Source organism: Mycobacterium sp. E3298 (assembly GCF_001666895.1).
Classification (GTDB): Bacteria; Actinomycetota; Actinomycetes; order Mycobacteriales; family Mycobacteriaceae; genus Mycobacterium.
The window spans coordinates 1-24,916 of record NZ_LZJB01000569.1; the positions used below are offsets into that span (position 1 = coordinate 1).

27 protein-coding genes are annotated in these 24,916 nt (G+C 69.7%); 21 read left to right on the plus strand and 6 right to left on the minus strand.

From position 1 onward, the window contains the following. The coding region (locus A9X05_RS25835) for a [protein-PII] uridylyltransferase (RefSeq protein WP_067784998.1) at positions 1-1,842 on the plus strand (1,842 nt) is incomplete at its 5' end. Between the two features lie 14 nt (positions 1,843-1,856). Here A9X05_RS25835 and A9X05_RS25840 read toward each other — a convergent pair. Together A9X05_RS25840 and A9X05_RS25845 are read right to left on the minus strand one after the other, a co-directional pair. Further along, a complete protein-coding gene (locus A9X05_RS25840) occupies positions 1,857-3,590 on the minus strand; it encodes a DEAD/DEAH box helicase (protein WP_067785001.1) in 1,734 nt (577 codons plus the stop codon). A 105-nt stretch (positions 3,591-3,695) separates the two neighbouring features. After that, positions 3,696-4,490: an alpha/beta hydrolase gene (locus A9X05_RS25845; protein ID WP_067748180.1), complete on the minus strand. Its 795-nt coding sequence runs from the start codon at positions 4,488-4,490 to the stop codon at positions 3,696-3,698. A 154-nt stretch (positions 4,491-4,644) separates the two neighbouring features. Here A9X05_RS25845 and ffh point away from each other — a divergent pair, with 154 nt between their 5' ends. The 4 genes from ffh (at position 4,645) to A9X05_RS25865 (ending at position 9,911) form a co-directional block, all read left to right on the plus strand. Then, the gene (gene ffh / locus A9X05_RS25850; RefSeq protein ID WP_067748170.1) at positions 4,645-6,201 is read left to right on the plus strand and encodes a signal recognition particle protein; all 1,557 of its coding nucleotides are present in this window, start codon (positions 4,645-4,647) and stop codon (positions 6,199-6,201) included. Between the two features lie 65 nt (positions 6,202-6,266). Continuing rightward, on the plus strand, positions 6,267-7,346 hold the full coding sequence (locus A9X05_RS25855) for an amidohydrolase family protein (RefSeq protein ID WP_156669883.1): 1,080 nt from the start codon (positions 6,267-6,269) through the stop codon (positions 7,344-7,346). A gap of 158 nt (positions 7,347-7,504) precedes the next feature. Then, positions 7,505-9,307, plus strand: coding sequence for an amidohydrolase family protein (locus tag A9X05_RS25860; protein WP_067748208.1), 1,803 nt, complete (start codon positions 7,505-7,507; stop codon positions 9,305-9,307). A gap of 1 nt (position 9,308) precedes the next feature. Beyond that, complete coding sequence (locus A9X05_RS25865; RefSeq protein ID WP_067785004.1) at positions 9,309-9,911, plus strand: TetR/AcrR family transcriptional regulator; 603 nt, start codon at positions 9,309-9,311, stop codon at positions 9,909-9,911. Here the strand turns inward: A9X05_RS25865 and A9X05_RS25870 are convergent. Beyond that, entirely contained in the window at positions 9,906-10,781 is an 876-nt protein-coding gene (locus A9X05_RS25870; RefSeq protein ID WP_067748163.1) for a D-alanyl-D-alanine carboxypeptidase family protein, read from the minus strand. The genes A9X05_RS25865 and A9X05_RS25870 overlap by 6 nt on opposite strands. Before the next feature lie 59 nt (positions 10,782-10,840). Here A9X05_RS25870 and A9X05_RS25875 point away from each other — a divergent pair, with 59 nt between their 5' ends. From A9X05_RS25875 to trmD, 6 genes are all read left to right on the plus strand, one after another. Beyond that, the gene (locus A9X05_RS25875; protein ID WP_067748161.1) at positions 10,841-11,260 is read left to right on the plus strand and encodes a nuclear transport factor 2 family protein; all 420 of its coding nucleotides are present in this window, start codon (positions 10,841-10,843) and stop codon (positions 11,258-11,260) included. An 86-nt stretch (positions 11,261-11,346) separates the two neighbouring features. Next, positions 11,347-11,628, plus strand: coding sequence for a hypothetical protein (locus A9X05_RS30185; protein WP_082950486.1), 282 nt, complete (start codon positions 11,347-11,349; stop codon positions 11,626-11,628). Between the two features lie 164 nt (positions 11,629-11,792). Next, positions 11,793-12,317 (plus strand): 30S ribosomal protein S16, encoded by a 525-nt coding sequence (gene rpsP / locus A9X05_RS25880; protein ID WP_067748160.1) that lies wholly within the window; start codon positions 11,793-11,795, stop codon positions 12,315-12,317. A gap of 7 nt (positions 12,318-12,324) precedes the next feature. Further along, a complete protein-coding gene (locus tag A9X05_RS25885; protein ID WP_003878715.1) occupies positions 12,325-12,567 on the plus strand; it encodes an RNA-binding protein in 243 nt (80 codons plus the stop codon). Between the two features lie 17 nt (positions 12,568-12,584). Further along, positions 12,585-13,109, plus strand: a complete 525-nt coding sequence (gene rimM / locus A9X05_RS25890) for a ribosome maturation factor RimM (protein WP_067748158.1) — start codon at positions 12,585-12,587, stop codon at positions 13,107-13,109. Beyond that, positions 13,106-13,801 (plus strand): tRNA (guanosine(37)-N1)-methyltransferase TrmD, encoded by a 696-nt coding sequence (gene trmD, locus A9X05_RS25895; RefSeq protein WP_067748156.1) that lies wholly within the window; start codon positions 13,106-13,108, stop codon positions 13,799-13,801. The genes rimM and trmD overlap by 4 nt, the downstream gene beginning before the upstream one ends. Here trmD and A9X05_RS25900 read toward each other — a convergent pair. Next, the gene (locus A9X05_RS25900; protein WP_067748154.1) at positions 13,798-14,766 is read right to left on the minus strand and encodes a hypothetical protein; all 969 of its coding nucleotides are present in this window, start codon (positions 14,764-14,766) and stop codon (positions 13,798-13,800) included. The two genes, trmD and A9X05_RS25900, sit on opposite strands and share 4 nt — an antisense overlap. Positions 14,767-15,120: 354 nt before the next feature. Between A9X05_RS25900 and rplS the strand changes: the two genes are divergently transcribed. The 4 genes from rplS to A9X05_RS25920 all read left to right on the plus strand — a co-directional run bounded on the left by rplS (position 15,121) and on the right by A9X05_RS25920 (position 17,529). Continuing rightward, a complete protein-coding gene (gene rplS, locus A9X05_RS25905; protein ID WP_055403251.1) occupies positions 15,121-15,462 on the plus strand; it encodes a 50S ribosomal protein L19 in 342 nt (113 codons plus the stop codon). A 69-nt stretch (positions 15,463-15,531) separates the two neighbouring features. Continuing rightward, positions 15,532-16,422: a signal peptidase I gene (lepB, locus tag A9X05_RS25910; protein WP_067785007.1), complete on the plus strand. Its 891-nt coding sequence runs from the start codon at positions 15,532-15,534 to the stop codon at positions 16,420-16,422. Positions 16,423-16,424: 2 nt separating this feature from the next. Continuing rightward, positions 16,425-17,219 carry a ribonuclease HII gene (locus A9X05_RS25915; protein WP_067748151.1) on the plus strand — a complete coding sequence of 265 codons (795 nt, stop codon included), beginning with the start codon at positions 16,425-16,427 and terminating at the stop codon, positions 17,217-17,219. A 4-nt stretch (positions 17,220-17,223) separates the two neighbouring features. Then, positions 17,224-17,529, plus strand: a complete 306-nt coding sequence (locus tag A9X05_RS25920; protein ID WP_007171389.1) for a DUF2469 domain-containing protein — start codon at positions 17,224-17,226, stop codon at positions 17,527-17,529. Positions 17,530-17,535: 6 nt separating this feature from the next. On the opposite strand, the gene A9X05_RS25925 is transcribed toward A9X05_RS25920, so the two are convergent. Next, positions 17,536-18,285, minus strand: a complete 750-nt coding sequence (locus A9X05_RS25925; RefSeq protein ID WP_067785015.1) for a GAF and ANTAR domain-containing protein — start codon at positions 18,283-18,285, stop codon at positions 17,536-17,538. Between the two features lie 270 nt (positions 18,286-18,555). Here A9X05_RS25925 and A9X05_RS25930 point away from each other — a divergent pair, with 270 nt between their 5' ends. The 4 genes from A9X05_RS25930 (at position 18,556) to A9X05_RS25945 (ending at position 22,427) form a co-directional block, all read left to right on the plus strand. Next, a complete protein-coding gene (locus A9X05_RS25930) occupies positions 18,556-19,536 on the plus strand; it encodes an SDR family oxidoreductase (protein ID WP_067748147.1) in 981 nt (326 codons plus the stop codon). 70 nt (positions 19,537-19,606) lie between these two features. Further along, the gene (gene fdhD, locus A9X05_RS25935) at positions 19,607-20,425 is read left to right on the plus strand and encodes a formate dehydrogenase accessory sulfurtransferase FdhD (RefSeq protein WP_067748145.1); all 819 of its coding nucleotides are present in this window, start codon (positions 19,607-19,609) and stop codon (positions 20,423-20,425) included. A 113-nt stretch (positions 20,426-20,538) separates the two neighbouring features. Next, on the plus strand, positions 20,539-20,916 hold the full coding sequence (locus tag A9X05_RS25940; RefSeq protein WP_067748206.1) for a YraN family protein: 378 nt from the start codon (positions 20,539-20,541) through the stop codon (positions 20,914-20,916). Further along, positions 20,916-22,427: a YifB family Mg chelatase-like AAA ATPase gene (locus tag A9X05_RS25945; RefSeq protein ID WP_067748143.1), complete on the plus strand. Its 1,512-nt coding sequence runs from the start codon at positions 20,916-20,918 to the stop codon at positions 22,425-22,427. Before A9X05_RS25940 ends, A9X05_RS25945 begins: the two co-directional genes overlap by 1 nt. Before the next feature lie 14 nt (positions 22,428-22,441). Here A9X05_RS25945 and A9X05_RS25950 read toward each other — a convergent pair whose 3' ends face one another. After that, positions 22,442-22,717, minus strand: a complete 276-nt coding sequence (locus A9X05_RS25950; RefSeq protein ID WP_067748141.1) for a DUF4190 domain-containing protein — start codon at positions 22,715-22,717, stop codon at positions 22,442-22,444. 113 nt (positions 22,718-22,830) lie between these two features. Between A9X05_RS25950 and dprA the strand changes: the two genes are divergently transcribed. Together dprA and A9X05_RS25960 are read left to right on the plus strand one after the other, a co-directional pair. Further along, entirely contained in the window at positions 22,831-23,997 is a 1,167-nt protein-coding gene (gene dprA / locus A9X05_RS25955; RefSeq protein WP_067748139.1) for a DNA-processing protein DprA, read from the plus strand. Between the two features lie 32 nt (positions 23,998-24,029). Continuing rightward, entirely contained in the window at positions 24,030-24,881 is an 852-nt protein-coding gene (locus tag A9X05_RS25960; protein ID WP_067748136.1) for a siderophore-interacting protein, read from the plus strand. Positions 24,882-24,916: the final 35 nt, after the last annotated feature.

Consider the following 24,916-nt stretch of genomic DNA (forward strand, 5'->3'; position numbering starts at 1 on the left):
CTGCGCGATGTCCAACTTCTCGACGCGCTGGGCGTCGCCCAGCTCATCGACCGCCGCGGTATGGGCCATCCCGACGCGCCGGGGGGCTCGCTGGACGCGGCGTACCTGACGATGCTCGACGTGCGCACCGAACTGCACCTGGTATCCGGGCGCGGACGCGACCAACTCCTGGCCCAGTTCGCCGACGAAGTGAGCGCCGCGTTGGGTGTCGGGGATCGATTTGCGTTGTCGCGCTTGCTGTCCAGCGCCAGCCGCACCATCGCCTACCACGCCGAGACCGGCCTGCGGACCGCGCAGAACGCGTTGCCCCGCCGCGGGCTGACGGCGCTGGTGCGGCGCCCCAGGCGGCGACCGCTGGACGAGGGCGTGGTCGAATACGACGGCGAGGTGGTGCTCGCCCGCGATGCCCAACCCGGAACCGACCCCGGGCTCGTCCTGCGGGTCGCGGCCGCGTCGGCGGGCACCGGCCTGCCCATCGGCGCAGGCACGCTCAAACGGCTGGCCGACAGCGCTCCGGACCTGCCCTTGCCATGGCCGCGGGAGGCGCTGGACGACCTGCTGGTGGTGCTTTTGGCCGGGCCCACGGCGATCGACACGATCGAGTCGCTGGACCGCACCGGGCTGTGGGGCCGCCTCTTCCCGGAGTGGGACGCGGTGCGCGATCTGCCGCCGCGCGACGTCTCGCACAAGTGGACCGTCGACCGGCACATCGTCGAAACCGCCGTCAACGCCGCGCCGCTCACCACCCGCGTGGCGCGCTCGGACCTGCTCGCGCTCGGCGCGCTGCTGCACGACATCGGCAAGGGGCGCGGCACCGACCACTGCGTGCTCGGCGCGGAACTGGCGATCCCGATCGCCAAGCGGCTGGGCCTCTCCGCCGAGGACACCGCCACGCTCGCGGGCATGGTCCGCCACCATCTCCTGCTGCCGGTGACGGCCACCCGAAGCGACCTCAACGACCCCCAGATCATCGAGGCGGTGGCCGCCGCGCTACAGGGGGACCCGCACCTGCTCGAACTCCTGCAGGCGCTGGCGGAGGCCGACTCCAAGGCCACCGGGCCCGGGGTATGGAGCGACTGGAAGGCGTCCCTGATCGAGGACTTGGTCCGCCGCTGCCGGTTGGTGATGGCGGGCGAGCGGCTTCCCGAGGCGGAACCGATTGCGCCGCATTACCTTTCGCTGGCGGCCGACCGCGGTGTGCATGTTGAGATCAAGCCCAACGATCGCGAGCGCCTGACCGCGGTGATGATCGCGCCCAATCAGCGGGCGCTGGTCTCCAAGGCCGCGGCGGTGCTGGCATTGAACTCGCTGCGAATCCATTCGGCCCTGGCCAACGTTCACGACGGCGTCGCGATCGTCGAGTTCGTCGTGTCCCCGCTGTTCGGCTCGCCACCCGAATCGGGCTTGCTGCGTCAACAATTCAACGGAGCGCTGGCCGGTGACCTCGACATCCTCAGCACGCTGGAGAAGCGTGACAGCGACGCGATCAGCGCCGCGACCGCGCGGGCCGGCGAGATTCAGGCCGGGGTGCCCGTCACCCGGTCGACCGCCCCGCCGCGCATCCTGTGGCTCGACGCGGCGACCGCCGGCCAGTTGATCTTCGAAGTCCGCGCCATGGACCGGCTGGGGCTGCTGGCGTTGCTGACCCGCGCGCTGGAACAGGCGGGGGCCGACATCGTCTGGGCCAAGGTCAACACGTTCGGTTCGACGGCCGCGGACGTCTTCTGCGTGTCGGTGCCCGCCGACGCCGAGCGCGACGCGCGAGCCGCGATCGAGGAGCATCTGCTCGCCGTGTTGGGCGGCCCCGCGGTGGAAGTGCTCCAAGAGCCGGTCGGCGACTAAGGCGTACTCAGGCGTCAGGAGTGCTCGGCGTTGAGGCGCCGCAGGGCCTCGATGCGGGCCTGGATCTGCTCGCGGGTCGCTGCGGCGATCGGCGGCCCCCCGCAACGACGGCGAAGTTCGCTGTGAATCCAGCCGTGCGGCTTGCCCGTTCGGTGGTGGGTGGCCGACACGAGGGAGTTCAGCTCGCGGCGCAGGTCGCGCAGCTGGCCGTGCAACGTGGGCCCCGCGGACACCGCGGCCGGCGTGCCCTGCGCGGCCCGTCGCTGCAGCTGCTCGTCCTGGCGGCGGTGCAGCAGCGCCCGCATCTGCTCGGCGTCGAGCAGGCCAGGGATGCCGAGGTAGTCGGCCTCCTCGTCGCTGCCGGCCGGGGCGGCGGTGCCGAACGACGACCCGTCGAAGATCACCTGGTCCAGCTCCGCGTCGGCGCCCAATGAGGTGAAGCCGGTGTCGGTCTCGGTCTTCTCGGTCTGCGTTCTGATGGCCGGGTCACCGTCGAGGGGGTCCTCGTCCGGGCGATGCGGTTCGCCGAGCACGTGGTTGCGCTGGGCCTCCAGCTCGCTGGCGAGTTGCAGCAGGTTGGGCACCGACGGCAGGAAGATGCTCGCGGTCTCACCGATGCGGCGCGAGCGCACGAACCGGCCGATGGCCTGTGCGAAGAACAGGGGCGTCGACGCGCTGGTGGCGTAGATCCCGACCGAGAGTCGCGGCACGTCGACGCCCTCGGAGACCATGCGCACCGCGACCAGCCACCGGCTGGTGCCGGCGGCGAATTCGCTGATACGGGCCGACGATCCGGGGTCGTCGGACAGCACCACCGTCGGCGCCTCCGAGGTCAGCTTCGTCAGCAGGGCGGCGTAGGCGCGGGCCGCCGTGCGGTCGGAGGCGATGATCATGCCGCCGGCGTCGGGCACGTGCTCGCGCTTCTGGCGCAGCCGTTGGTCGGCGGCCGCGATCACCGCGGGCATCCATTCACCGGCGGGGTCGAGCGCCGTGCGCCAGGCCCGGGCCGTGTGTTCGGCGGTCAGCGGCTCGCCCAGCCGGGCGGCGTGCTCCTCGCCGGCGCTGTCCCGCCAGCGCGCCTCCCCGGAGTAGGCCAAGAACACCACCGGCCGGACCACCCCGTCGGCCAGCGCCTCGGCATAGCCGTAGGTGTGGTCGGCCCGCGAACGCCGCACTCCGTCGGCGCCGGATTCGTAGGCGACGAACGGGATGGGGCTGTCGTCGCTGCGAAAGGGCGTGCCGGTCAGGGCGAGCCGGCGGGTCGCGTCGCCGAAGGCCTCGCGGATGGCGTCACCCCACGTCTTGGCGTCGCCGCCATGGTGGATCTCGTCGAAGACGACCAGCGTCTTGCGCTGCTCGGTGCGCACCCGGTGCAGCGTGGGGTGGGCGGCAACCTGCGCGTAGGTGACCATCACGCCGTGGTATTCGCCCGACATCTGGGCGTTGGAGTTGGAGAACTTGGGGTCCAGGGCGATGCCGTGCCGCGCCGCGGCCTGCGCCCACTGCACCTTCAGGTGCTCGGTGGGCACCACGACGGTGATCTGCTCGACGGCGCGCTGGCCCAGCAATTCGGCCGCCACCCGCAACGCGAACGTCGTCTTCCCGGATCCCGGGGTCGCCACGGCCAGGAAATCGCGCGGCTGGCCGGTCAGGTATTTGACCAGCGCCCTGCGCTGCCATCCGCGCAGCGCCCGGCCGCCGCTGTCGTCGACGGAAGTCTCCGTGCGAGCGACCGGTTGCACGGACATTTCCCCCCGGGTGGTTGTAGTTTTCGATGTGGCCAGCCAGATTAGGCGATGGCTGTGAAATCTAGCACGCCAACGCTTTTCGGCGCAGTAACGACTCGAGCGCGGCTACCGCGCCCGGCTCGCCAGGTCGCGCGCCGACAACCATGCATGGATGCGTTCGGCGACGTCAGCCCAGCCGGGCTCGAGCATCATGTTGTGCCCCATCGAGAAGAAATGCGGCTCGGTCCGGTAGGCGCGCGCGGTGGCGCGTACTTCGCCGATGCTCACGAACCCGTCGTGCTCGGCGCCCAGGACCAGGATCGGGGTGGTCACCCGCCGGGTTCGGACGCGGCGGAGCACCGGGTCGGTCATGGCCGCGCGGACGCTCTCGGCCCCGGCGCGTTGCCTGCAGGATTCGACGATGTCCTCGGGCGTGTCGGCGCAGAACAGGTACTCGCGGGCCAGCGCCGGGGTCGCCAGGAATTTCAGTAGCGTGGGGTCGCTCCACGCTTCCATGGTCATCGACGGCCGGCGACGCCAGACCCGCAACGCCAAGGTGAGCACGCCCTTCGGCGGCACCGAGCCCACCAGCACCGCCGCCGGCGCGTTGTGCTCTTCGAGGTAGCGCTGGATGACGAAGCCGCCCAGCGAATGGCCGATGAGCACCGGCCAACCGCCCAATTCGTCGGCCACCGAACGGACGTCCTCGATGTAGTCGGCGATGGAAACCTTGTGCAGCGGCTTCGCGGTCGGGCTGCCCCCGTGCCCGCGCAGGCTCACCGCAACCGCGCGATAGCCCGCGTCGGCGAAGAAGTCCAGGAAATGTTCCCAGCACCATGCGCCGTGCCAGCCGCCGTGCACGAAGAGCAGCGGCACCGGGTGGTCTCGGGTGCAGGATCCTTTGTCGATCACCTCGAGCATCCGACCATTCAATAGCGCGATCGCCTGCACCGGTGCCGGTTCGCGAGACATAAACCATTGCGACCGGCCTCGGCGTGTCGTCACAGCCGGTTATGTGTCGCGGTCGATGGGCGGCGGCGGGGCCGCCAACCCGTACAACCACTAGGCTGGCGGGGTGTTTGAATCGCTGTCCGACCGGTTGACCGGTGCACTTCAGGGACTACGCGGCAAGGGTCGACTGACCGATGCCGACATCGAGGCCACCACCCGCGAGATCCGGCTGGCGCTGCTGGAAGCCGACGTGTCGCTGCCCGTGGTGCGGGCGTTCGTCACCCGGATCAAGGACCGCGCCAGGGGCGCTGAGGTCTCGGGTGCGCTCAACCCGGCGCAGCAGGTCGTCAAAATCGTCAACGAAGAGCTCATCGGCATCCTGGGCGGCGAGACCCGCCAGCTGGCCTTCGCCAAGACACCGCCGACCGTGGTGATGCTCGCCGGTCTGCAGGGTTCCGGTAAGACCTCGCTGGCCGGCAAGCTGGCCGCCTGGCTGCGCGGCCAGGGGCACACCCCGCTGCTGGTGGCCTGCGACCTGCAGCGGCCGGCCGCCGTGAACCAGCTGCAAGTCGTCGGTGAGCGCGCCGGGGTCCCGGTGTTCGCGCCCCACCCGGGCGAGTCCCCCGAATCGGGTCCCGGCGACCCGGTCGCCGTGGCCGCCGCCGGGCTCGCCGAAGCCCGCGCGAAGCACCACGACGTCGTCATCGTCGACACCGCCGGGCGCCTGGGCATCGACGAGGAGCTGATGGCCCAGGCCGCGGCCATCCGCGACGCCGTCAACCCCGACGAGGTCCTGTTCGTGCTCGACGCGATGATCGGGCAGGACGCCGTCACCACCGCCGAGGCGTTCCGCGAGGGCGTCGGCTTCACCGGCGTCGTGCTGACCAAGCTCGACGGCGACGCCCGCGGTGGCGCCGCGTTGTCGGTCCGCGAGGTGACCGGCGTCCCAATCCTTTTCGCCTCCACCGGAGAAAAGCTGGAGGACTTCGACGTCTTCCACCCGGACCGGATGGCCAGCCGCATCCTGGGCATGGGCGACGTGCTGAGCCTGATCGAACAGGCCGAGCAGGTCTTCGACGCCGAGCAGGCCGAGGCCGCCGCCGCCAAGATCGGCACCGGCGAGCTGACACTCGAGGACTTCCTGGAGCAGATGCTCGCCATCCGCAAGATGGGCCCGATCGGCAACCTGCTGGGCATGCTGCCCGGGGCCGGGCAGATGAAAGACGCGCTGGCCCAGGTCGACGACAAGCAACTCGACCGCCTGCAGGCCATCATCCGCGGCATGACGCCCGAGGAGCGGGCCGACCCGAAGATCATCAACGCCTCGCGGCGGCTGCGCATCGCCAACGGGTCCGGCGTCTCGGTGTCCGACGTCAACCAGCTGGTCGACCGCTTCTTCGAGGCCCGCAAGATGATGTCGTCGATGCTCGGCGGCATGGGCATCCCCGGCATGGGCCGCAAGTCCGCGACCCGAAAGGCCAAGGGCGCGAAGGGCAAGAAGGGCAAGAAGGGCGGACGCGGTCCCACTCCGCCCAAGGTCCGCAACCCGCTCGGCGCCGGGATGCCCGGCATGCCGGCCGGGTTCCCCGACCTGTCGCACCTGCCCGAGGGCCTCAACGAGTTGCCGCCCGGGTTGGCCGACTTCGACCTGTCCAAGCTCAAGTTTCCGGGCAAGTCGTGACGATCGCGAGCGCGGCGGAGCCGGGCGAAGCGGGTCGTCACGGTAGGAACTAGCCCGCCGTGCGCATGCACGTGCGAGGTGTCGGGCTGCCCGACGAAACGCCGACCGAGCTCTGGATCGTCGACGGCCGGATCAGCGCCGAACCGGTCGCCGGCGCCGACACCGTCTTCGACGGCGGCTGGATCCTGCCCGGCCTGGTCGACGCGCACTGCCACGTCGGCCTCGGTGAGCACGGCGAGATCCCGCTCGACGACGCGATCGCCCAAGCCGAAATCGAACGCGACGTCGGTGCGCTGCTGTTGCGAGACTGCGGCTCACCCACCGACACCCGCAGCCTCGACGACCACGACGACCTGCCCCGCATCATCCGGGCCGGGAAACATCTGGCCAGGCCCAAGCGCTACGCGGCCGGCTTCTCGCGCGAACTGGAAGACGAGTCGCAGCTGCCCGAGGCGGTCGCGCAAGAGGCGCGCCGCGGGGACGGCTGGATCAAGCTGGTCGGCGACTGGATCGATCGCAGCGTCGGCGACCTCGCCCCGCTGTGGTCCGACGACGTGCTCAAGGCCGCGATCGAGACGGCGCACGCCCACGGCGCCCGTGTCACGGCGCACGTCTTCAGCGAGGACGCGCTGCCCGGCCTGATCAACGCCGGCATCGACTGCATCGAGCACGGCACCGGCCTGACCGACGACACCATCGAGCTGATGGTCGAGCGCGGCACCGTCCTGGTTCCCACGCTGGTCAACATCGTCGAGAATTTTCCCGGCATCGCGAACGCCGCCGCCGCGAAGTACCCGACCTACGCCGCCCACATGCGCGACCTGCATGCCCGCGGCCCGGGGCGGCTCGCCGCGGCCCGCGACGCCGGCGTGCCGATCTACGCAGGCAGTGACGCGGGCACCATGGTCGCGCCCGGGCGCATCGCCGACGAGGTCGAGGCGCTCAAGGGCATCGGGATGAGCCCGACCCAGGCCCTGGGCTCGGCGTGCTGGGAAGCCCGCCGGTGGCTGGGACGCCCCGGCCTCGATCACGGCGCGTCCGCGGACCTGCTGTGCTATTCCGACGACCCGCGATCGGGCGCTGACGTGCTGCGCCGGCCCGACTTGGTGATCCTGCGCGGCAAGGTTTTCCCCCCTTCGGCGTAACCCCCGCGCGGCCGCGAGGACTGTGTCCGCGTGGCCTACCGCGGGCCGGATGCCCGTTGCCGAGTTCGCGTCGGCCCTGGTCAGGGGCGCGCCACGCCGAAGCGCAGAAAAGATTGCGAGTACTTGCTATCTATGTTACGGTCTGTTTCACACGACGACTGGAGGCAAAAGTGGCGTACGACGTGATCATTCGCGACGGGCTGTGGTTCGACGGCACCGGCGGTGCACCGCAGACCCGCACGCTGGGCATCCGCGACGGCGTGGTGGCCACGGTGTCGGACGGCCCGATTGACGAGACGGGTTGCCCCGAGGTGATCGACGCGGCGGGCAAGTGGGTGGTGCCCGGCTTCATCGACGTGCACACCCACTACGACGCCGAGGTGTTGCTGGACCCTGGCCTGCGGGAGTCCGTGCGCCACGGCGTCACCACCGTGTTGCTCGGGAACTGCTCGCTGTCCACCGTGTACGCCGACTCCGAGGACGCCGCCGACCTGTTCAGCCGCGTGGAGGCCGTGCCCCGCGAATACGTCTACGGCGCTTTGGAGAACAAGACCTGGTCCTCGGCGGCGGAATACATCAAGGCGATCGACGACCTGCCGCTCGGCCCGAATATCGGCTCGCTGCTTGGCCATTCGGACCTGCGGGCCGCGGTGATGGGCCTCGGCCGGGCCACCGACGCCGCCGTGCGGCCCACCGACGCCGAAGTCGAGCGGATGGCAAGCCTGCTCGACGAGGCGCTCGACGCCGGGGTGCTCGGCATGTCGGGCATGGACGCGGCCATCGACAAGCTCGACGGTGAACGCTTCCGGTCGCGGGCGCTGCCGTCCACCTTCGCGACCTGGCGCGAGCGGCGCAGGCTGATCAAGGTACTGCGCAAGCGCGGCCGCATCCTGCAGAGCGCCCCCAACGTGGCCAAGCCGGCCACCGGGATGCTCTTCTTCCTCGCCAGCAGCCGGATCTTCAATCGGGGCAAGGGCGTTCGCATGAGCATGTTGGTATCCGCCGACGCCAAGTCGATGCCGCTGTCGGTATACGTCTTCGGCCCGGGGACGCGCCTGCTCAACAAGATCCTTGGCGCCAGCGTCCGTTTCCAGCATCTGCCGGTGCCCTTCGAGCTGTACTCCGACGGGATCGACCTGCCGGTCTTCGAAGAGTTCGGCGCCGGGACGGCCGCGCTGCACCTGCGGGACCAGTTGCAGCGCAACGATTTACTGGCGGACAAGGAATATCGGCGCCAGTTCCGGCGCGAATTCGACCGCATCAAACTCGGCCCATCGCTGTGGCACCGCGACTTCCACGACGCGGTCATCGTCGAGTGCCCCGACAAATCGTTGATAGGCAAGAGCTTTGGCGCCATCGCCGACGAGCGCAAGCTGCACCCGCTCGACGCATTCCTCGACGTGCTGGTCGAGAACGGCGAACGCAATGTCCGCTGGACCACGATCGTCGCCAACCATCGCCCCAAGCTGCTCGACGCGCTCGCCAAGGAGGGCAGCGTCCACATGGGCTTCTCGGACGCCGGCGCGCACCTGCGCAACATGGCCTTCTACAACTTCCCGCTGAAGCTGCTCAAACGCGCCCGGGACGCCCACCGGGCCGGCGCGCCGTTCATGTCGACCGAACACGCGGTGCATCGCCTGACCGGCGAACTGGGGGAGTGGTTCGGCATCGACGCCGGCACGCTGCGCGAGGGCGACCGTGCGGACTTCGTGGTGATCGACCCGGCCGGCCTGAACGAGGCGGTCGAGGGCTACTACGAGGAGGAGGTGCCCTTCTACGGCGGCTTGCGGCGGATGGTCAACCGCAACGACGACGCCGTCGTCGCGACGGGCGTGGGCGGTGCCGTGGTCTTCCGCGCGGGCCGGTTCCGCGAGGGCTACGGCCAGACCGTGAAGTCGGGCCGCTACTTGCGTGCGGGCCAGCGTCACCGGGGCCAGAGCCCCGCGAAAATCGGGGCCTGACGTGGCCAGAACCCAACAGCAGCGTCGTGAGGAGACGGTGGGCCGGCTTCTCGACGCCTGCATCGACACCATCATCGAGGTCGGGTACGCCCGGGCGTCGGCCGCCGTGATCACCAAGCGGGCGGGGGTGTCCGTGGGTGCCCTGTTCCGGCACTTCGAGACGATGGGCGATTTGATGGCGGCCACCGCGTCCGAGATGTTGCGCCGTCAGCTCGAGACGTTCACCAAACGGGTCGCCGAGATACCGCCCGATCGGCCGGCGCTCGAAGCCGCGCTGACGATCCTGCGCGACGTCACGGCCGCCCCCAGCAACGCGGTGCTCTACGAGCTGCTGGTCGCCGCGCGGACCGACGAAAAGCTCAGGGACACTTTGCAAAACGAGCTGCGGCAATACTCCACGAAGATTCTGGAGGCGGCCCGCACCCTGCCCGGCGCCGAGAGCTTTCCCGAGGAGACGTTCCCGGTTCTGGTGGCGGTGCTGACCAACGTGTTCGACGGGGCCGCCGTGGTGGAGGGGGTGCTGCCGCAGCCGCAGATCGCCGAGCAACGGATCCCGATGCTGATGACGCTGCTGTCCGCGGCGGCGCCGGGCGCGGACCTATAGCGAGCCGATGCCGGACTCCGGGTTGAGCGCGAATCCCCAGTCGAACAGCGTCGCGGCCTGGTCCCAGTAGCTCGGGCCGCCGGCTTTCACCAGGCCGTACATCATGGCTATGACCAGCCGCCGGCCACCGCGCGCCGCCGCGCCGACGAAGGTCTTGCGCGCGGCGTCGGTGAACCCGGTCTTGCCGCCGATCGCGCCGGGGTAGCGCTGCAACAGCTCGTCCTGGTTGACGATCGGCTGATCCCCGTGATCGCCGGGGAACATCGCGGACGGCTCGGCGGTGATCTGTGCGAACACCGGATTGGCCATCGCGGCGCGGAAGATGACGGCCAGGTCGTGCGCCGTCGAGGACCCGGATCCGCCTGGCCCGTCGAGGCCGGACGGCGTCGCGGCGTGGGTGCTGGTTGCGCCGAGGGAGGCCGCCTTGGCGTTCATCTTGGCGACCGTGGCGTCGGGTCCGCCCAGCATGTGCGCCAGCGTGTTGGCCGCGTCGTTGCCCGAGACGAGCAGCAGGCCGTCCAGGAGCTGGCGCGCGGTGTAGAGGTGGCCCGGTTTGACGCCGACGCAGTTGCACTCCACCTGGGTGTCGGCGGTATCGGCGACCACGGTGGAATCCAGGCTCACCTGGTCCAAGGTCACCAACGCCAACAGCACCTTGATGGTGCTCGCCGGCGGGTGGGCCACATTCTGGTCGCGGCCGGCAAGCACCTGACCGCTGTCCAGGTCGGCGACGATCCAGGTCTGGGCCGGGCCGTCCGGTATCGGCATCGAGCCGACCGGCTGCATGCTGTCTGCCCAGGACGTGGGGACGGTGGCATTGCACGCCCCGACCGTCAGCAGGGCCGCTGCTGCGGCCATGACCTTGCGCATGGGCCGAAAGTCTAACTTCCTGGCCTTTTCGGCGACGATTTTCGTCTACTGTCCGATGCATGTTGAGCCTGGCCGAGATTTCCGACCGCTTAGAGATCCAGCAGCTGCTGGTGGACTACTCCACCGCGATCGACAACCGTCGCTTCGACGACCTGGACAGGGTCTTCACCGAAGACGCGTACATCGACTACACCGCCCTCGGCGGCATCGAGGGCCGCTATCCCGAGGTCAAGAAGTGGCTGTCGGAGGTGCTGCCGAACTTCCCGGTGTACGCGCACATGCTGGGCAACTTCTCGGTGCAAATCGACGGCGACAAGGCTTCGTCGCGGGTGATCTGTTTCAACCCGATGGTGCTCGGGGGTGACAAGGATCAGGTGCTGTTCTGCGGGCTCTGGTACGACGACGAGTTCGTCCGCACGCCCGAAGGCTGGCGGATGACCCGGCGGGCCGAGTCCAAGGTGTTCCAGAAGGTCATGTAGACGCGGCAAGATTGAGCCGGCTCAGCCATTTCGCTACGGGAGGCACCATGAGGCGCAGCATCGACGGCTGAACTGGGCACACGATCATGAAACGATCCTTTTTAGTAGGGCTGGCGGCGGGACTGCTGGGCGGAGCTTCGATCGTCTTGGCGCCGCCCGCCGGCGCCGGCTGCCTGTATGGCGGGTTGTCCGTCAGTAGGTGTGACGGACCGGTTGATCCGGACGGCAACTGGCAACGCTGCGTGGTGTTCTACTCCGCCTATGGTGGGTCGGGTTCCCGCGGCGCCACACGCTGCGACATGATGGGTCCTGACCTGCATCCATGGGGTTTCGAATTCAGTAACCCACCCACGCACATCGACGACTGAGCGCAAATTTCTGCTTGGGCACGGCTGTCTGGCACAATGGGCGGCTGTCCGCGGCGCGATCACGATCGCGTTCCGGTCATCACACTCGAGGCAAAACCGGACCCGGGCATCCCGCCCCGGTTGCTGAATTGCAGCGTGACAAACACAGGAGAACTCGCTTAACCATGGCTGTGAAGATCAAGCTCACCCGGCTTGGCAAGATCCGCAATCCCCAGTACCGCATCGCCGTCGCCGATGCACGGACGCGGCGCGACGGTCGCTCCATCGAGGTCATCGGTCGCTACCACCCGAAGGAAGACCCGAGCCTCATCGAGATCAACTCCGAGCGCGCCCAGTACTGGCTGTCCGTGGGCGCTCAGCCCACCGAGCCCGTCCTCAAGCTGTTGAAGATCACCGGCGACTGGCAGAAGTTCAAGGGTCTGCCGGGCGCCGAGGGCCGGTTGAAGGTGGCCCCGCCCAAGCCGAGCAAGCTCGAGCTGTTCAACGCAGCGCTGGCCGAGGCCGAGGGCGGCCCGACCACCGAGGCCGCGAAGCCGAAGAAGAAGGCGCCGGCGAAGAAGGCGGCGAAGGCCGCCGAGCCGGAGGCCGCCGCGCCCGAGGCCGCCGCGCCGGAGGCTCCTGCTGAAGCCGCGCCGGCCGAGACGGCCGCCGAGGGCGGCGAGCAGGCCGAGTCGAGCGCAGAAAGCTGACGCGGCGATGAGCACGGTCGTCGTTGACGCGGTCGAGCACCTGGTTCGCGGGATCGTCGACAACCCCGACGACGTCCGGGTGGACATGGTGACCAGCCGCCGCGGGCGAACTGTCGAGGTCCACGTCCATCCCGACGACCTGGGCAAGGTGATCGGTCGTGGCGGCCGCACCGCGACCGCCCTGCGCACGCTGGTCGCCGGTATCGGTGGCCGCGGCATCCGCGTCGACGTGGTGGACACCGACCAGTAGCCGCTCATGGAACTCCGTTGGAGTTGACCGTCGGGCGCGTCGCGAAAGCGCACGGCATCGGCGGCGAGGTCGTCGTCGAGATCCGCACCGACGACCCCGGCTCGCGCTTCGCGCCCGGTAATACCTTGCGCGGCAGGTCATCCCGCGGTGGCGGCGGTGAACGCGACTTCGTCGTCGAGAGTGTGCGTGAGCACGGTGGGCGGCTGCTGTTGCGTTTGGCCGGGGTGACCGACCGGGACTCCGCCGACGCGCTGCGGGGAACCCTGTTCGTCGTCGACTCCGATGACCTGCCGCCCATCGACGAGCCGGACACCTACTACGACCACCAGCTCGAGGGCCTGCACGTCCGGACCGTGACCGGACAGGACGTCGGTGTCGTCGCCGAGGTGCTGCACACCGCCGGCGGCGAGCTGTTGGCGGTGCGCCGGGGCGACGGCGGGGAAGTGTTGGTGCCGTTCGTCGGCGCGATCGTCACGTCGGTGTCACTCGACGACGGTGCCGTGGAGATCGATCCACCCGAGGGCCTACTGGATCTGGCATGAGAATCGACGTCGTCACCATCTTTCCCGCCTTCCTCGACCCGCTGCGGCAATCGTTGCCGGGCAAGGCGATTGGTTCGGGCCTGGTCGACCTGCGGGTTCACGACCTGCGGAGGTGGACGCACGACGTGCACCGTTCGGTCGACGACGCGCCCTACGGCGGCGGTCCCGGGATGGTGATGAAGGCGCCGGTGTGGGGCGAAGCTCTGGACGAAATCTGTTCCGAGCGAACCGTTTTGGTCGTTCCGACACCAGCCGGCTCGTTGTTCACGCAGGCCGACGCCCAGCGGTGGAGCGCCGAGGAGCACCTGGTGTTCGCGTGCGGTCGCTACGAGGGTATCGACCAGCGGGTCGTCGAGGATGCCGGCCGACGGATGCGGGTCGAGGAGGTCTCGATCGGCGACTACGTCCTGCCGGGTGGGGAGTCGGCGGCCGTGGTGATGATCGAATCCGTGGTGCGCCTGCTCGACGGAGTGCTCGGTAACCCCGTCTCGCACCTGCAGGATTCGCATTCGCCGGCCCTGGACCGGCTGCTCGAGGGCCCCAGCTACACCCGCCCGCCGAGCTGGCGCGGGCTCGACGTTCCCGAGGTCTTGCTATCCGGCGACCACGCGCGGGTCGAGGCCTGGCGGCGGGAGGTTTCGCTGCAACGCACGCGGGAACGGCGCCCCGAGCTGCTGGACCCCTCCGATTAGAGGCCGCGCCGCAGCGGGTCGATCCGGCCTTCGGGAAATATCGTCTTGACCGCCCGGGTGATGGTCTCGCGGGCGGTGGCGTCGTCGGCGGGCTGCAGGGACTGCACCACCATGATGTAACGACGGTCCGCGCCGATCACGCCGGTCGACAGGTGCATCCAGTCGCTGCCGATGCAGCACATCCAGCCCTGCTTGACCGCCACCGGTTCGGCGTACAACCCCTCCGGGATGCCGAAGCGCTGCGGATAGCCGTCGAGCCCGTTCGGGGTGGACTGGGCCAGGTCGTCGACGATGAGCTTCGCCTTGTCCGGCGGCAGCCCGCCGGACCCGTCCAGCAGCATCTCGTAGTAGCGGACAAGGTCGGTCGTGGTGCTCATGGTGTTCCACCAGCGTCCGTCGCCGGGCGGCGTGGTCGACGCCAGGCCGTAGCGGGCCGCGACCGCGGTGATGATCGCATTCTGGCCGCCCTGGGCCCAGAACCGCTCGGCTGCGCCGTCGTCGGAGGACTGCAACATGATGTCCAACGCCTGGCGGTCGTCGGCGCTCAGCGCGGCCTTGCCCTCGGATTCGTGGAGCAGCAGGTCGTCGGCGATGAACAGTTTGGCCACCGACGCGGTGCCGATGACCTGGCTGTTGCCGGTGGAGACCAGCTGATGCGTCTTGCGATCGAGGATCGCCACCGACAAAGCGGCGCCGCTGGCTGCGGCTTCGTCCGTCGCCTGCTGCACCCGCGCCTGGAGTCCGACGGGCCCCGCGCTGGCCGGCTGCTGCTCCTGCTGCGTTGGCTTGACCGCCTCGAGCATCAGCTGCGCCCTCTGTGGCGGCGGCTGACGCAGGCCGCGGTCGGGGGTGACGTACACCGGGAAGTTGTAGACCTTGGCCTGTACCTTCGCCTCGCAACCGGCGGCCACCACCAACGCCACCGCCGCTGTGGCGGTGAACAAAGTCAGCGGCCGAACGCGCATTCCTCTCCTCCGACTGGCTCGGACGCACCGAAGTGCACAAGCGCGGGCCGCGTCGCGCCACCTGATCCGGCCGTCACGCATGGTCCGGTAGCGCGTTCTGGCCCCAGTCATATGTACCATTCACCAGCGTGTTCGGCTCGCTGTGAACCGCCTCGGAAGCTGTGATTTTCATGGCAAGCGCCCCGTCTGGCACAATTGACCAGTTGTCTCCAGCGGTTGCCGGCCGGCCGGGCCGCTTCCCGCCTGCTGCGAGATACGCGCAAGTTGCCCAAAACCATCGGCTTGGCGACCGCCTCACACCCCAGGTGAGGGCTGTCCCCGCAGGCCGCGACCGCAAGGAAGTGCCTTCTCAAGATGAACCGCCTGGACTTCGTCGACCAAGCGTCGCTGCGCGACGACATCCCGGTTTTCGGCCCGGGCGACACCATCAACGTGCACGTCAAGGTCATCGAGGGCGCCAAGGAGCGCATCCAGGTGTTCAAGGGCGTGGTGATCCGCCGGCAGGGTGGCGGAGTCCGCGAGACGTTCACCGTGCGCAAGGAAAGCTATGGCGTCGGCGTCGAGCGGACCTTCCCGGTGCATTCGCCGAACATCGACCACATCGAGGTGGTGACCCGTGGCGATGTCCGCCGCGCCAAGCTGTACTACCTGCGCGAGCTCCGCGGCAAGAAGGCCAAGATCAAGGAAAAGCGCTGAGCTGGGACGGCCGGGCGGCAGTCCCGGTCGGTTTACAGCGCCACAATCTGCGCTGGCTACTCTGATCTCGTGACCGATCCCACGGACTCATCTGAGCCCCAGTCCGCCCAGTCAGAGCCGAAGGTCTCCACCCGCATCCCGGACCCGCCCGAAGGCGAGGCGCCGAACGCCGCCCAATCGATTCCCGAACCCGCGGACGCGCCCGACCCGGATGCTCCGGAGCGCACCAAGCGATCCGCCCTGCGGGAATTCGCCCTGCTGGCGGTCATTGCGGTGGCGCTCTATTACGTGATGCTGACCTTCGTGGCGCGGCCCTACCTGATCCCGTCGGAGTCGATGGAGCCGACGTTGCACGGCTGCGCCGGCTGCGTCGGCGACCGGATCATGGTCGACAAGGTCACCTATCGCTTCGACCCGCCGCGCCCCGGCGACGTCATCGTCTTCAAGGGGCCGCCGTCGTGGAACCTCGGCTACAAGTCGATCCGGTCCAACAACACCGTGCTGCGCTGGGCGCAGGACGCGCTGTCCTTCATCGGCTTCGTGCCTCCCGACGAGAACGACTTGGTCAAGCGGGTCATCGCGGTCGGCGGGCAGACGGTGCAGTGCCGCGCCGACACCGGGTTGACGGTCGACGGCAAGCCGCTCAAGGAGCCCTACCTGGATCCGGCCACCATGATGGCCGACCCGTCGGTGTACCCGTGCCTGGGCAGCGAGTTCGGGCCGGTCACCGTGCCGCAAGGGCGGCTGTGGGTGATGGGCGACAACCGGACGCACTCGGCGGACTCCCGCGCCCACTGCACCAGCGTTCCGGCCGAGGCGCTCAAGGGCGTGTTGTGCACGGGCGACGCGACGTCGGGGACCGTGCCGGTGTCCAACGTGATCGGCAAGGCGAGGTTCATCGTGTGGCCACCGGGGCGCTGGGGCGGCGTGTCTTCAGTGAACCCGCAACAGCATCAGTAGCCATGGCCACGACGTGGCCGCCGCGGACGGTGATCCGCAAATCGTCGGGATTGCGCACCCTGGAATCCGCCCTGTACCGCAGCGGGTTGGGCCCGGTCGCGGGCGTGGACGAAGTCGGTCGCGGCGCCTGCGCCGGCCCGCTGGTGGTGGCCGCCTGTGTGCTTGGCCCGGGGCGGCTGGAAAGCCTTGCAGCACTTGATGATTCGAAAAAGCTGACCGAGGCCGCGCGGGAGAGGTTGTTCCCGCTGATCCGTCGCTACGCGCTGGCCTACCACGTGGTGTTCATCCCGCCGGCCGAGGTGGACCGGCGCGGCGTGCACGTCGCGAACATCGAGGGCATGCGCCGCGCCGTCGCGGGCCTGGCGGTGCGACCCGGCTACGTGCTGAGCGACGGATTCCGCGTCCCCGGGCTGCCGGTGCCGTCGCTTCCGGTGATCGGGGGCGACGCGGTGGCGGCCTGCATCGCCGCGGCCAGCGTGCTGGCGAAGGTGAGCCGGGACCGGCTGATGGTCGCCATGGACGCCGACCACCCGGGTTACGGCTTCGCCGAGCACAAGGGCTACGGCACGCCGGCGCACAGCGTGGCGCTGACGCAGCTGGGGCCCTGCCCCGAACACCGCCATTCGTTCATCAACGTTCGGCGGGTGGCCATAGGGTCACAAGGGTCGGGTGGCCGCGTGGTGGCCGAATGCAGACCGGACCTCCGCCCGCGCGCGGCGGATATCGGTGAGGAAAGATGGGACCAGGATTCCCTGGGCGGAACGCCGGGGAAGTGTTTCTCCGAGAAGGACGTCTGAACAGATGAGTGCCGAGGATCTCGAAAAGTACGAAACCGAGATGGAGCTCTCGCTATACCGCGAATACAAAGACATCGTCGGACAGTTCAGCTACGTCGTGGAAACCGAGCGGCGGTTCTACCTGGCCAACAGCGTCGAGATGGTGCCGCGCAACGCCGACGGCGAGGTGTATTTCGAACTCCGGCTGTCCGACGCCTGGGTGTGGGACATGTACCGGCCGGCCCGGTTCGTCAAGCAGGTACGGGTGGTGACGTTCAAGGACGTCAACATCGAAGAGGTGGAAAAGCCCGAGCTGCGGCTGCCCGAGTAGCCGGGCCTAGCCTTCTTCCGGGGGCGGCAGCTGGCCGCGCCTCTCGATGACGACCCGCGCCACGTCGGCCAGCTTGATGTTCAGCGACTGGGAATGGCGGCGCAGCAGTTCGAACGCCTGGTCCTCGGTCATGTCGTGCAGCAGCATCAGCATGCCGACCGCCTTGCCGATCTCGCGGTTGCTCAGCAGTCCCCGGCGCAGGCTGCTCGCGTCCTCACCCTTGGCGACCGCGTTGATGGCCACGCTGGCGAACGAGGCGAGCACCGCCGCACGCCCGGCCGCCTCGGAGTCGAACACACCTGCGGTGTCGCTGAAGAGGTTCAGCGCGGCCGCTTTGCGTTTGTCCACCAGCAGCCGAAAACCCATCGCCCCGCGCACCGGGGTCTCCGCCAACAGCACCTTCGCCAGCTTGGGCCACAGCGACGGCGTCCTGAGGTCCGGGTCGATCTGTGGGGTTTCCTCCTCGATCGCGTCGATGCACGGCCCGTCGCCCGAACGCCGTTCCAGCTCGTCGACCTGCTGGGCCAACCGGTCGCTCGCGCCGACGGTGACATAGCTGTCGCCGTCGCGCACCAAGAGGCTGGCGTGATCGCAACCGGGGACGATCAGGGTGGCGGCGACGCAGATGGCCGCGTACATCTGACCGGCGTCCGAGCCCTGGTAGATGATCTCGGCCAGCGCGGCGAAGACGGTCCCGGGGTCGGCCTTCTCCCCGCCGGGCGTCGGTCGGCCTGCGGCCGTCGATTCGTCCCCCATGTGTGCCTCATTCCCTGTGCAATGCACTCTGACCCCGCGTTCGATCGCCGTAGATTATCGGTCTTGCGGGCGCGCCTCACACGCTGTTCGGCGCGATTGCGACGAATTGCACGCGCCCGGCCCGCCGGTGCGCGGACCGCCAGAATCGTTCGCCGACAATACGGGTACCCGCGCGTCCGGCGCTCACGATTTGCGCCACCGGGCGAGATGGTCTGGGTGACGTTTCCCACCCCTGGTTTCGGCGGGCCACCGACGGGAAAAAGCGTTGGGGTGGGAATTACCGTCGCGGTGACCGGGCCGACCGGCGAGATCGGGATGTCGGCGGTGACGGCGCTGGAGCGCGAACCGGCCGTGGACGCCATCATCGGGATGGCCCGCCGCCCGTTCGACCCGTCTTCGCGCGGCTGGCAGAAGACCACCTACCAGCAGGGCGACATCCTGGACCGCGAGGCCGTCGACGCCCTGGTGGCCCAGACCGACGTGGTGATCCACCTGGCCTTCATCATCATGGGATCGCGGGAAGAGAGCGCCCGCATCAACCTGCAGGGCACCCGCAACGTGTTCGAGGCGACGGTCGCCAGCGAGCGGCCCAGGCGCCTGGTGTACACGTCCTCGGTGGCGGCCTATGGATATCACCGCGACAACCCCGACCCGCTGACCGAGGACGTGCCGGCGCGGGGGTCCGAAGAGCACTATTACTCCGAGCAGAAGGCGGCGTGCGAGGCCCTGCTCGGCGAGATCACCAAGGACTCGCCGCTGGAGGTCTTCGTGTTGCGGCCGTGCATCGTCGCCGGCCCCAACGCCACCGCCCTGGCCGATGCGATGCCGTGGAACCAACTGCCCGGCCCGATGCGCGCAGTGGTCAAGGCGGTGCCGATTTTGAAGCCGGTCGTCCCGGACCCGGGCTACCCGCTGCAGCTGGTGCACCACGACGACGTCGCGAGCGCGATCGCGTTGGCGGCCACCACGCCGGCGCCCCCCGGGGCGTACAACATCGCCGGCGACGGTGTCGTCACGGTCGCCGACGTGGCCAGGGCGCTGGGTGGGCGCCCGGTCCGGGTTCCCGCCGTCGCAGCCTCCGCGGCGTCGGCGGCGCTTTCGCGGGTGCCGCTCGTCCCGTCCATGCTGGAATGGCTCCACACCGCGCGCACGTCGATGGTCATGGACACCACGAAGGCGCGCACCCAACTCGGCTGGCGGCCGGTCCACACCTCGGCGGAAACCCTGACCGCGCTGGCCTCGGCGCTATGAGGCCGGGGTAGTTTTGCTGCGTGAGTTCTCAGCGCTCCGCCGCAATACCCGCCGACGGTGAAATCGCCTCGTGCGGCACGTAACTGCGCGCCGGAGGGTGACGCACCTGGCTGCCGGCGAAGCGATCACCCGGCCGGAGACGCTGGTCGTCGAGGAGCCGCTCGAGATCCGGGTGAACGGCGCGGCGGTCACCGTGACCATGCGCACGCCGGGGGCGGATTTCGAATTGGCTCAAGGCTTTCTGCTCACCGAGGGCATCATCGCCGGCCGCGACGACGTGCAGAGCATCCGCTATTGCGGCGGTGCCGTCGACGGCACGAACACCTACAACGTCCTGGACGTGACCTTGGCCGCCGGCGTCGCGGCACCCACCCTCGACGTGACCCGAAACTTCTACACCACCTCCTCGTGCGGAGTGTGCGGCAAGGCGTCGCTGGATGCGGTGCGGGTGATCGGTCGTTTCGCCCCCGGGGCGGATCCGGCGACTGTCGCGGCGGCCACACTTGAAGCGATGCCGGGCCAACTCCGTTCCGCGCAAAAGGTTTTCGACAGCACCGGCGGGCTGCACGCGGCCGCGCTGTTCGGGGTCGACGGGACGATGTTCGCGGTGCGCGAGGACGTCGGCAGGCACAACGCCGTGGACAAGGTCATCGGCTGGGCGCTGGAGCAGCGGCGAGTGCCGCTGGCCGGCTCGGTCCTGCTGGTCAGTGGGCGGGCCTCCTTCGAGTTGACGCAAAAAGCGGTGCTGGCCGGGATTCCGGTGCTGGCCGCCGTGTCGGCGCCGTCGTCGCTGGCCGTGTCGTTGGCCGAGGAGTCGGGCATCACATTGGTCGCCTTCCTGCGCGAGGACTCGATGAACATCTACACCAGGGCCGATCGCATCGGCTAGACGGTGTCGGCCGACTGTGGATGAGCGCGGCACTGGGGATAACCGGCCGCGTGGACGGCTCACACGCGCCGCAGTGGCCCGCCGTGTCGGGGCCGGCCCGCACAGTTGCCGGCATGACGACCGAAACGACGATGACCCGGATCCAGCTCGGAGCGCTCGGTGAGGCGCTCGCGGTTGACCATCTGGCGAGGGCGGGATTGCGTGTTCTGCAACGCAACTGGCGTTGCCGCTACGGCGAACTAGACGTCATCGCCTGCGACGACGCCACCCGCACTGTGGTGTTCGTCGAGGTGAAGACCCGTACCGGCGACGGCTACGGCGGGCTGGCGTACGCGGTCACCGAGCGAAAGGTCCGTCGGCTGCGCCGCCTGGCCGGGCTGTGGCTGGCGGGCCAGGACACGCGCTGGGCGGCGCTGCGCATCGACGTGATCCGGGTGCGGATCGGGCGCCGGCGGACGCCCGAAATCACCCATCTGCAAGGGATCGGCTGATGGCGCTCGGCCGCGCGTTCTCGGTCGCCGTCCGCGGAGTGGATGGACAGATCGTGGAAATCGAAGCCGACATCACCTCCGGACTGCCGGGCGTTCATCTGGTGGGTCTGCCCGACGCCGCACTGCAGGAATCCCGTGACCGGGTCAGGGCCGCGGTCACCAACTGCGGCAACGACTGGCCGATGGCGCGGCTCACGCTCGCGCTCTCGCCGGCGACGCTGCCCAAAATGGGGTCGGTCTACGACATTGCCCTGGCCGCGGCCGTCCTGTCGGCGCAGCGAAAGAACCCGTGGGACCGCCTCGAGAAGACGGTGCTGCTGGGCGAGTTGTCGCTGGACGGCCGGGTGCGCCCCGTGCGCGGTGTGCTGCCGGCGGTGTTGGCCGCCAAGCGCGACGGCTGGCCTGCCGTCGTCGTCCCGGTCGACAACCTGGCCGAGGCCAGCCTTGTCGACGGCATCGACGTCTGGGGCGTGCGGACGTTGCGGCAGCTGCAGAAATGGCTCGCCGGGTCCATCGCCCTGCACCACCGCATCACCACGACGGCCACCCCGCCGGAACCCTCGGTGGATCTGGCCGATGTGGTCGGGCAGACCCAGGCGCGGTTCGCGGTGGAGGTGGCGGCCGCCGGGTCGCACCACCTCATGCTCACCGGGCCGCCGGGCGTCGGCAAAACCATGCTGGCCCAGCGGCTCCCGGGTCTGCTGCCGCCGCTCTCGGAGAGCGAGTCGCTCGAGGTCACCGCGATCCATTCGGTGGCCGGGCTGCTGTCGGGGGAGACGCCGCTGATCACCGCGCCGCCGTTCGTGGCGCCGCATCACAGCTCCAGCGTCGCGGCGCTCGTCGGCGGCGGCTCGGGCATGGCGCGCCCCGGCGCCGTCAGCCGCGCGCATCGCGGTGTGCTCTTCCTGGACGAATGCGCAGAGATCAGTGTCAGCGCGCTGGAAGCCTTGCGAACTCCCTTGGAGGATGGGGAGATTCGTCTCGCGCGGCGCGACGGTGTCGCCTGCTACCCCGCGCGGTTTCAGCTGGTGCTGGCGGCCAACCTGTGCCCCTGCGCACCCGCCGATCCGCAGGACTGCATCTGTGCGGCCGCGGCCAAGCGCCGCTACCTCGGCAAGCTGTCCGGTCCACTGCTCGACCGGGTGGACCTGCGGGTGCAGATGCACTCGGTGCGCGCGGGCGCGTTCTCCGGCGGCGAAGCCGAATCGACGGCACAGGTTCGGCTCCGGGTGGCCCAGGCCCGCGCGGCCGCGGCCCAGCGGTGGTCACCGTATGGATTTCGGACCAACGCCGAAGTGAGCGGGGCGCTGTTGCGCCGAAAGTTCCGCCCCGGCAACGCGGCGATGACTCCGCTGCAGAAGGCCCTGGACCGTGGTGCGCTCAGCATCCGGGGCCTGGACCGGACGCTGCGGGTCGCGTGGAGCCTGACCGATCTCGCCGGCGGGGTATCGCCCGGGCCCGAGGAGGTCGCCGCCGCGCTCAGCTTCCGTCAGCCGGGGGCGCAGCGATGAGCGCCGACCGCAAATCACCAGTACGCCTTGGTCAGCCAGTCGTTGTGCCCGCCGCGGACCGCTATCGCGACGGTCACCAGGATGGCGAACGCCCGGGCGAACTGCGCCATCGCGCGGCCGCGCTCGCCGCGCTGTTCCATGTCACGCAGCGCGACGAACGCGAGGACGCCGCTCAGGATCGGGATGGGCAGGCCGCACCAGCTGACCAGGCTCAGCGCGAACGCCGCGATCGCCCAAGGGTTTACCGGGCGAGCGGGCGCCGCGAGCTGGGTCGGCGAGCAGACGATCATTGTTTGCTCCGTTCGTTGCCGGCCGCGCGATGGCGAATGGGGGTCGACGACAACACATTCGCGTATGGGGCTAAACGAATCCTTGGCGGATTCTTGGAAGCCGCAGCGCCCCAATGCTGACGGCGGTCGACGATCCGGCGCTGCGCGCCTGGGCGTACCTGTCCAGGGTGGCCGAGCCGCCCTGTGCCGGGCTGGCCACCCTGGTGCGGTCCGTCGGCCCGGTAGAGGCGGCCGACCGGGTGCGCCGCGGCGTGGTCGACGACGATCTAGCGCGGCACACGGAGGCGAGGCGCGAAATCGACTGCGCCGCGGCCGACCTCGAGCTGCTCGCCCGCCGCGGGGGACGGTTGATCACGCCCGACGACGACGAGTGGCCGCTGCTGGCATTTGCCGCGTTCGGCGGCGCCTCGGGCAGAGCGCGCGGCGCGGCCCCGATGGTGTTGTGGGCGCAAGGTCCGATCCGGCTCGACGAGGTGGCGCACAGGGCTGCCGCCGTGGTGGGCACCCGGGCCGCGACGGCATATGGCGAGCAGGTCGCCGAGGACTTGGCGGTCGGGCTGGTGCAACGCGAGGTGGCCGTCGTCTCCGGCGGCGCCTACGGCATCGACGGGGCCGCGCACCGGGCGGTGCTCAATGCTGACGGCGTCACCGTGGCCGTCCTCGCCGGGGGACTCGACATCCCGTATCCGAGCGGCCACACCACGTTGCTGCATCGCGTGGGCCAACACGGGTTGCTCTTCACCGAATACCCGCCGGGCGTTCGGCCCGCGCGCCACCGATTCCTGACCCGCAACCGACTGGTGGCCGCCGTCGCGGGGGCCGCGGTGGTGGTCGAAGCGGGGCTGCGCAGCGGAGCGGCCAACACCGCCGCGTGGGCGCGGGCGCTGGGGCGGGTGGTCGCGGCGGTGCCCGGGCCCGTGACGTCGTCGGCGTCGGCCGGCTGCCACGCGCTGCTGCGCGACGGCGCCGAGCTGGTCACCCGGGCCGACCACATCGTCGAGCTCATCGGCCGCATCGGGGAGCTGGCCGCCGAGGAACCGCGCCCGGCGACCGAGCTCGACGGGCTGAGTGACGGCGAACGCCGGGTGTACGAGGCGCTGCCGGGCCGCGGCGCCGCAACCGTCGAACAGCTTGCGATTGCGTCGGGGCTGGCGCCCGAGCGGGTGTTGGGGCCGCTGGCCATGCTCGAGCTGGCCGGGTTGGTGTGTCGTCAGGAGGGCAAGTGGCGACTTCCCCGGGCCTCGAGCGGCCGAGCTGCGTCGACGCCGCGGCTCGTATAGTCGACGGGGGTCGGGCGGGGACAGGAGGACAAGTGGCGGGTCGACCTCTGCAACGCTTCGAGGTTGTCGATACCAAGGAGCTCACACCGCACATGGTCGCGGTCGTGCTGGGCAGCAAGGACTTCGACGCCTTCGTGCCCAGCAAATTCACCGACTCCTACGTCAAGCTGGCGTTCGTCGCCGACGACGTCGACGTCGCGGACTTGCCGCAGCCGTTGACCCTCGACAGCTTCGCCGGCCTGCCGCCCGAGAAGCGGCCGTCGGTTCGGACCATGACGGTCCGCCGCGTCGACAGCGCCGCCGGTCAGCTCACGTTGAACATCGTCACGCACGGCGAGCACGGGATCGCGGGCCAGTGGGCGGCCGCGGCGCAGCCCGGCCAGCGGATCTTCCTGATGGGTCCCGGCGGTGCCTACACCCCCGATCCGGCCGCCGATTGGCATCTGCTGGCCGGTGACGAATCGGCGCTGCCGGCGATCGCCGTCGCCCTGGAAGCGCTGCCACCCAGCGCCGTCGGCAAGGCGTTCATCGAGGTGGCGGGCCAGGAAGACGAGATTCCCCTGACGGCGCCGGAAGGCGTCGAGGTGCATTGGGTTTATCGCGGCGGCCGGGCCGACCTGGTCCCCGAGGACCGCGCAGGCGACCACGCCCCGCTGATCGAGGCCGTCACCACCACGCCGTGGCTGCCCGGGCGGGTGCACGTGTTCGTCCACGGCGAGGCGCAAAGCGTCATGCACAATCTGCGGCCCTACATCCGCAAGGAGCGCGGCGTTGACGCGAAGTGGGCGTCGTCCATCTCGGGCTACTGGCGGCGCGGCCGCACCGAAGAGACCTTCCGGCAATGGAAGAAGGAACTGGCCGAGGCCGAGGCCGGGGCTTCGTAGCGGGTTCGTCGGTCCGATCGCCGGCTGGCATCCTC